Annotated in this window: 7 protein-coding genes and 1 pseudogene; 4 read left to right on the top strand and 4 right to left on the bottom strand. The window is 58.6% G+C overall.

Annotation, left to right across the window (positions count from 1 at the left end):
- The coding region (locus BOO71_RS02095) for a transposase family protein (protein WP_139322688.1) at window positions 1-300 on the top strand (300 nt) is incomplete at its 5' end.
- Here the strand turns inward: BOO71_RS02095 and BOO71_RS28620 are convergent.
- Genes BOO71_RS28620 through BOO71_RS02080 form a run of 3 tightly spaced genes read right to left on the bottom strand, consistent with a single transcriptional unit; the run spans window position 287 to window position 2,162 of the window.
- A complete protein-coding gene (locus BOO71_RS28620) occupies window positions 287-925 on the bottom strand; it encodes an NUDIX domain-containing protein (RefSeq protein ID WP_075830336.1) in 639 nt (212 codons plus the stop codon). The genes BOO71_RS02095 and BOO71_RS28620 overlap by 14 nt on opposite strands.
- On the bottom strand, window positions 922-1,560 hold the full coding sequence (locus BOO71_RS28615; protein WP_075830335.1) for a nucleoside deaminase: 639 nt from the start codon (window positions 1,558-1,560) through the stop codon (window positions 922-924). Before BOO71_RS28615 ends, BOO71_RS28620 begins: the two co-directional genes overlap by 4 nt.
- Entirely contained in the window at window positions 1,557-2,162 is a 606-nt protein-coding gene (locus BOO71_RS02080; protein ID WP_029480258.1) for a GGDEF domain-containing protein, read from the bottom strand. The genes BOO71_RS28615 and BOO71_RS02080 overlap by 4 nt, the downstream gene beginning before the upstream one ends.
- 249 nt (window positions 2,163-2,411) lie before the next feature.
- Between BOO71_RS02080 and groES the strand changes: the two genes are divergently transcribed.
- The 3 genes from groES (at window position 2,412) to BOO71_RS26670 (ending at window position 5,525) form a co-directional block, all read left to right on the top strand.
- On the top strand, window positions 2,412-2,699 hold the full coding sequence (groES, locus tag BOO71_RS02075; RefSeq protein WP_075830334.1) for a co-chaperone GroES: 288 nt from the start codon (window positions 2,412-2,414) through the stop codon (window positions 2,697-2,699).
- A 73-nt stretch (window positions 2,700-2,772) separates the two neighbouring features.
- Window positions 2,773-4,416, top strand: a complete 1,644-nt coding sequence (gene groL / locus BOO71_RS02070) for a chaperonin GroEL (protein WP_075830333.1) — start codon at window positions 2,773-2,775, stop codon at window positions 4,414-4,416.
- A 98-nt stretch (window positions 4,417-4,514) separates the two neighbouring features.
- Entirely contained in the window at window positions 4,515-5,525 is a 1,011-nt protein-coding gene (locus BOO71_RS26670) for a PIN domain-containing protein (protein ID WP_139322687.1), read from the top strand.
- Here BOO71_RS26670 and BOO71_RS29265 read toward each other — a convergent pair.
- Window positions 5,417-5,721, bottom strand: a pseudogene (locus BOO71_RS29265) (IS1 family transposase); the annotation flags it as partial. The gene BOO71_RS26670 and the pseudogene BOO71_RS29265 sit on opposite strands and share 109 nt — an antisense overlap.

Here is a 5,721-nt window from a genome sequence, read left to right as displayed (position 1 = left end):
TCCCAGACCGCCATTCACCCTGAAACTGAATTGGTTGCCGATGCTGGCTATCAGGGCGTTCAACACCAACACCCGCTGTGCCATACACCGCACAAAGCGAGCAAGAAACGCAAGCTCACTCCGGCACAGAAAGCAGAAAATCTTCGACTGGCACGCTTCAGAATCGCTGTTGAGCATGTTATTCGTCGGCTCAAGATTTTTCGAGTGTTGAAGGAAACGTATCGCCATCGGCGAAAGCGGTTCAGCCTCCGAGTCAACCTCATCGCCGCCATCTGCAACGCCACCGCTAAATGTGCCTGACTTTCGCAAGAGGTCTAGTCAGCAGGCGAGCTGAGGCATTCATTCCTGCCAGCAGCCACGCCGCGCCCACGCCGACGCCGCTGCCCAGTTCCAGCAGCTTTCCGCCGGGTCTGGAAGCCGCCAGCGTCCGCAACAGCCGCCCGGTTTCCGCCGAGCAGGAGCGGTCAAAGCCCAGCCGCGCCGCATGGGCCAGAGCCTCGGTGACCCGTGGCGGCAAGGCCAGATGCGCGGGCGTCTCGCCGCGTGCCGCCAGCACCTGCCTGATCTGCACGTCCTCGGCCCACGGCAGGGCACGCGGATTGATCCAGATGACGGGGCGGCCTTCCGGGCTGGGGTCTATGGACAGCAGGCGCAGAGGCAGACATTCCTGCGCCTCATCCCAGGCCCCGTAAATCCTGAACGGTTCGCCGCTTGCCTCGGCGTGCGCCCCGGCTTCCTCCCAGGCTTCGCGCACCGCCGCCTGCTGTGGCGTCTCATTGGGGTGAATGCCGCCGCCCGGCAGGGTCCAGCCACCCCGGTTGAGGGCCACCATCAGCACGCACCCGTCCTCGCGTTCGATCCAGGCGGAGGCGCGGCCAATCCGGTCTTCACCGGGCGAGAGGTTGAGGAACGGCTGGGCGCTCATGCCAGCAGCTCCAGCGCCTCTTGCAACCTGCCCTGACGTTCACGCAGGGCGAGGAGCTGGCCGGATTGATAGAGCCGCCCGGCAAAAGCCACGTCCTCGGAATACTGCGCGGCAAAGCTGTCCAATACAGGTCTTTCACCCACGGCACGTTCTTCCTCCCAGAGCGCATGGGCCTTGAGCCGCAAGGCCAGCCTCTGAACGTCCTCCGGCGCGCGACCTACACGCATCTGCTTGCCCGAGACATACGGATCGTCCGTCAGCAGGCGCGTGCAGCCCGCCCAGGGATCGGGGGCGGCGTAGTCCATACCGCGCACGCCGCTCATGGCGATGGCCCCGGCACACTGCGGGCAGGGTTCCACGGTGGTCAGCACCGTCCAGCCGTAACACTCCGGGCGCGGTGTGGCGGCCAGATTCAGCAGCGCATTGATCTCCGCGTGCGCCAGGTCATGCCCAGCGATGAAGCCGCCGTCCACGCCACGAGGCTCCCCCAGCCGATTTCGCCCCCGCGCAATTACCTGTCCATCCGCGTCCACCACGCATGCTCCAATCGGATACGAGCCGTGCAGATATGCCTCCCACGCTTCGGCCAGGGCAGCGTGCCAGCCGGGAGACAGTGTTTCCAGAACCTCGCTCACAGCTCCGCCCGGTAGCGCTCTACCAGATCGTCCAGCGCCTCGCGCAAAAGGCTGGCTTCCGTGCGGCTCAGCGCGCCGCTCAGCTTGCTCAGGCGTTCCAGTTGACTCTTGGGGTAATAGTTGGACTTCAGGACCATCTTGGATTCCACGAAGATGCACGCGCGGCCCCGGCCCTCGCGTTTGGCCCGCAGCAGCGCCTCGTCGGCGGCGCGGTACAGCTCGGCGTATTCGCTGGCGTGGGCGGGGCGTGAAGCCAGCCCCACGCTCAGGCCCAGGCTGCGCGGCCAGTGCGGATCGCGGTGGATGTGGAAGTGCCGGATCACCTCGTCGAACAGGATCAGCGCGGTTTCGGCGGCGCTTTCCGGCAGGATCACGGCGTACTCGTCGCCGCCGATGCGCCCGATGATGCTGCCCGACGGCAGGCTGCCCGACAGCAGGCGTTCCACGGCGCGCAGCACGCGGTCTCCCTCGGTGTGGCCCAGGGTGTCGTTGAGGGTCTTGAAGTGATCGAGGTCCAGCACCGCCAGCGTGAGCGGGGCCGAGCCGAAGCGGGCGAAAGCGTCCTCGAAGGGGTTGCGAGACAGGATATCGGGGCGGGCCATAGGGGTTCCTCCTGATGCAAATTCTAGCTATATCGGTCTGACATATATATGTCATGCAGAGTAGATAGGGTAGGCATACGTTGTTTAGACGTGCTGGCGCACCTTGAGCGCATCAGACTCAACTTCCTAGACTCCTGCGCTTGACATTTCTAGCCTGACAGGACTATTCTCGCGTGCGGAACGGCGAAAACCTGCCGAGTACAACAGGTGCGGTTAAGGCCCCAAACTTCATTCTCAGGAGGAATACCCATGCTTAAACCTTTAGGTGATCGTGTACTGGTAGAAATCGTCGAGGACACCGAGCAGAAGACGGCGGGCGGCCTGTTCGTCCCCGATTCGGCCAAGGAAAAGAGCCAGCGCGGCAAGGTCATCGCCATCGGCACCGGCAAAATGCTGGACAACGGCACCCGCGTTGCGCTGGACGTCAAGGAAGGCGACACCGTGTACTTCGCCAAATACGGCGGCACCGAAGTGACGCTGGAAGGCAAGAACTACTCGATCCTGGCCGAGCGCGACATTCTCGCCATCGTCGAGTAAGGACGAGCAAGACCATCCACTTCTGACCTCCACCCCCTCAAACTTTTAGATCCACTCCGAAGGAGTACTCCCAATGGCTAAACAACTCGTATTTGATGAAGTCGCCCGTCGCAGCCTGGAACGCGGTGTGAATGCCGTCGCCAACGCCGTTAAAGTGACCCTTGGCCCCCGTGGCCGCAACGTGGTTATCGAGAAGAAGTTCGGCAGCCCCACGATCACCAAGGACGGCGTCACCGTCGCCAAGGAAATCGAGCTGGAAGACAAGCTGGAGAACATCGGCGCGCAACTGTTGAAGGAAGTCGCCAGCAAGACCAACGACATCACCGGGGACGGCACCACCACCGCCACCGTGCTGGGGCAGGCCATCGTCAAGGAAGGCTTGCGGAACGTCGCTGCCGGTGCCAACCCGCTGGCTCTCAAGCGCGGTATCGACAAGGCCGTGCTGGTCGCCATCGAGGAAATCAAGAAGCTGGCCGTGCCGGTTGAAGATTCCGACGCCATCAAGAAAGTCGCGGGCATCAGCGCCAACGACGATCAGGTGGGCATTGAAATCGCCAATGCGATGGACAAGGTGGGCAAGGAAGGCGTCATCACCATCGAGGAATCGAAGGGCTTCGACACCGAAGTGGACGTCGTGGAAGGGATGCAGTTCGACAAGGGCTTCATCAACCCCTACTTCGTGACCAACCCCGAGAAGATGGAAGCCGTGCTGGAAGACGCCTACATCCTGATCGTGGAAAAGAAGATCAGCAACCTGAAAGACCTGCTGCCCGTGCTGGAAAAAGCGGCGCAGAGCGGCCGCCCCCTACTGATCATCGCCGAAGACGTGGAAGGCGAAGCGCTGGCCACCCTGGTGGTCAACAAGCTGCGCGGCACGCTGAACATCGCCGCCGTCAAGGCTCCTGGCTTCGGTGACCGCCGCAAGGAAATGCTGCGCGATATCGCCGCCGTCACCGGTGGTCAGGTCGTGTCCGAGGACATGGGCCACAAGCTGGAAAACACCACTCTGGAAATGCTGGGCAGCGCCACGCGCATCCGCATCACCAAGGACGAAACCACGATTGTGGACGGCAAGGGTGAGCAGAGCGAGATCGACGCCCGCGTCAACGCCATCAAGGGCGAACTGGATACCACCGACAGCGACTACGCCAAGGAAAAGCTCCAGGAACGTCTGGCTAAGCTGGCGGGAGGCGTTGCCGTCATCCGTGTCGGCGCAGCCACCGAAACCGAACTGAAGGAAAAGAAGCACCGCTACGAGGACGCCCTGTCCACCGCCCGCTCGGCGGTTGAGGAAGGCATCGTCGCAGGCGGCGGCACCACGCTGCTGCGCATCATTCCCGCCGTCCGCAAGGCCGCCGAGAGCCTGAGCGGCGACGAGGCCACCGGCGCGCGCATCCTGATCCGCGCCCTGGAAGAACCCGCCCGCCAGATCGCCGTGAACGCTGGTGAGGAAGGCAGCGTCATCGTGAACGCCGTCATCAACAGCGACAAGCCCCGCTACGGCTTCAACGCCGCGACGGGCGAGTACGTGGACGACATGGTGGCCGCCGGGATCGTCGATCCTGCCAAGGTCACGCGCACCGCGCTCCAGAACGCCGCCAGCATCGGCGCGCTGATCCTGACCACCGAAGCGATTGTCTCCGACAAGCCCGAAAAGCCCCAGGGTCAGCCCCAGGGCGGCATGGGCGGCGGCGACATGGGCGGAATGGACTTCTAAGCTACTCAGAACTAAAAGAAGCCGGGGCGGGATGCTCCGGCTTCTTTTAGTTGTGTAAATTTTAGATTATTCTGGCGCTCGAGGCTTACAAAATAATTATGATAATAATTTTAGATACAAATATACTGGACTCTGACCCAAGGAAAAAGGGGATCAACTTTATAACTTTATCCAATTTAGCTCAAGAGGGGTATATCAGAATTTGGATACCTGAGTTGGCTGATCAAGAGCACATTTCGCACATTGTTGAGAAACTAGAAGGATATTTTATACTACCGGCAAATCAGACTAAAGATTTAGCAAGAATTCTGGGTAGTGAGGTAGCCAACTCTCTAGCGGAAGAATTAAGAATTGCAGTTGAACCAATTAGAGCAAGGTATATGGATGCTACTCTTGCTAATTATGTGTCGTGGAAAGATAGAGCCAGAGTCCAATTGATAAAAACAGCATTAGTCGATATCTCAAAAGTTATGGAGGCATATTTTGCTGGCAACCCGCCTTTTAGAAATAAAAAATCAAAAGGTGATATTCCAGATGCTATAATGTATTACGCGCTGTTGAATGCTCTAAACGAAGAATTAGATGACTGCGCGGTAGTGACTGCTGATGAGATTTTTGGTGCAGCGTTCGGAGTCGCAGATAATATAATTCGCTTCAAAAACTTAGATGAATTATTAGAGTCGCCGAAAGTGAAAGATTTAATCAAGAAAAGAGAAGTAAAAAGTCGTGAAAATACGACGATTGATTTAATTCATAAGCAGTTAAAATTTTATATAACGCATATAGAGCATGAGATTCAAGAAGAAATTGCGATGGAGGCAAATCAATATTATGATGCAGATAATTGCCAGCCTGAAATAGGTTATCCTTGTTTTGAAGGTGTAGGCATGTCTGAGCCAGTTGAGTTGAAAATTAACGATCAGAATGCTGAGTATATTGGTTCAGGAATATTTTTGATTCCAATAAGCGGCTATATAGAATTGGTGGTAGAAGGCTGGAATCATGACCGACATGGGTTCTTCATGACCACGGTGCTGAGCAGGCGCAGCACGCTCCACACCGTGTCCGTGATCCCGATGGCCATTGCTGGCGTCCGTTGCGCATATTGACGACGCCCCACCGGTTCATTCAACTTGACTCGCAGGCTCCGGTTCACCCGACAGAAGTTATAGATCCCATTGACCAGATCACTGACCGTCTGACGGACGTGGGGAAGCCTCGCAAACGCGAGGCTTCTGCGGACTTGGTGCGGATTCATACGCCGGGCCGTCCCGTTGTGCCGTTCCACTGCCGAGGTGTTGGGGG

Origin of the sequence: Deinococcus marmoris (assembly GCF_001949125.1) — a bacterium.
Classification (GTDB): Bacteria; Deinococcota; Deinococci; order Deinococcales; family Deinococcaceae; genus Deinococcus; species Deinococcus marmoris_A.
Note: the sequence above shows the minus strand (reverse complement) of the source record. Positions and strands in the feature narration are given on the sequence as shown.

Bases quoted from the DNA above. Each gene is read 5' to 3' on its own strand.
- BOO71_RS02080 (WP_029480258.1), bottom strand. From the start codon at position 2,162: ATGGCCCGCCCCGATATCCTGTCTCGCAACCCCTTCGAGGACGCTTTC.
- BOO71_RS28620 (WP_075830336.1), bottom strand. From the start codon at position 925: ATGAGCGCCCAGCCGTTCCTCAACCTCTCGCCCGGTGAAGACCGGATT.
- groES (WP_075830334.1), top strand. From the start codon at position 2,412: ATGCTTAAACCTTTAGGTGATCGTGTACTGGTAGAAATCGTCGAGGAC.
- BOO71_RS26670 (WP_139322687.1), top strand. From the start codon at position 4,515: ATGATAATAATTTTAGATACAAATATACTGGACTCTGACCCAAGGAAA.
- groL (WP_075830333.1), top strand. From the start codon at position 2,773: ATGGCTAAACAACTCGTATTTGATGAAGTCGCCCGTCGCAGCCTGGAA.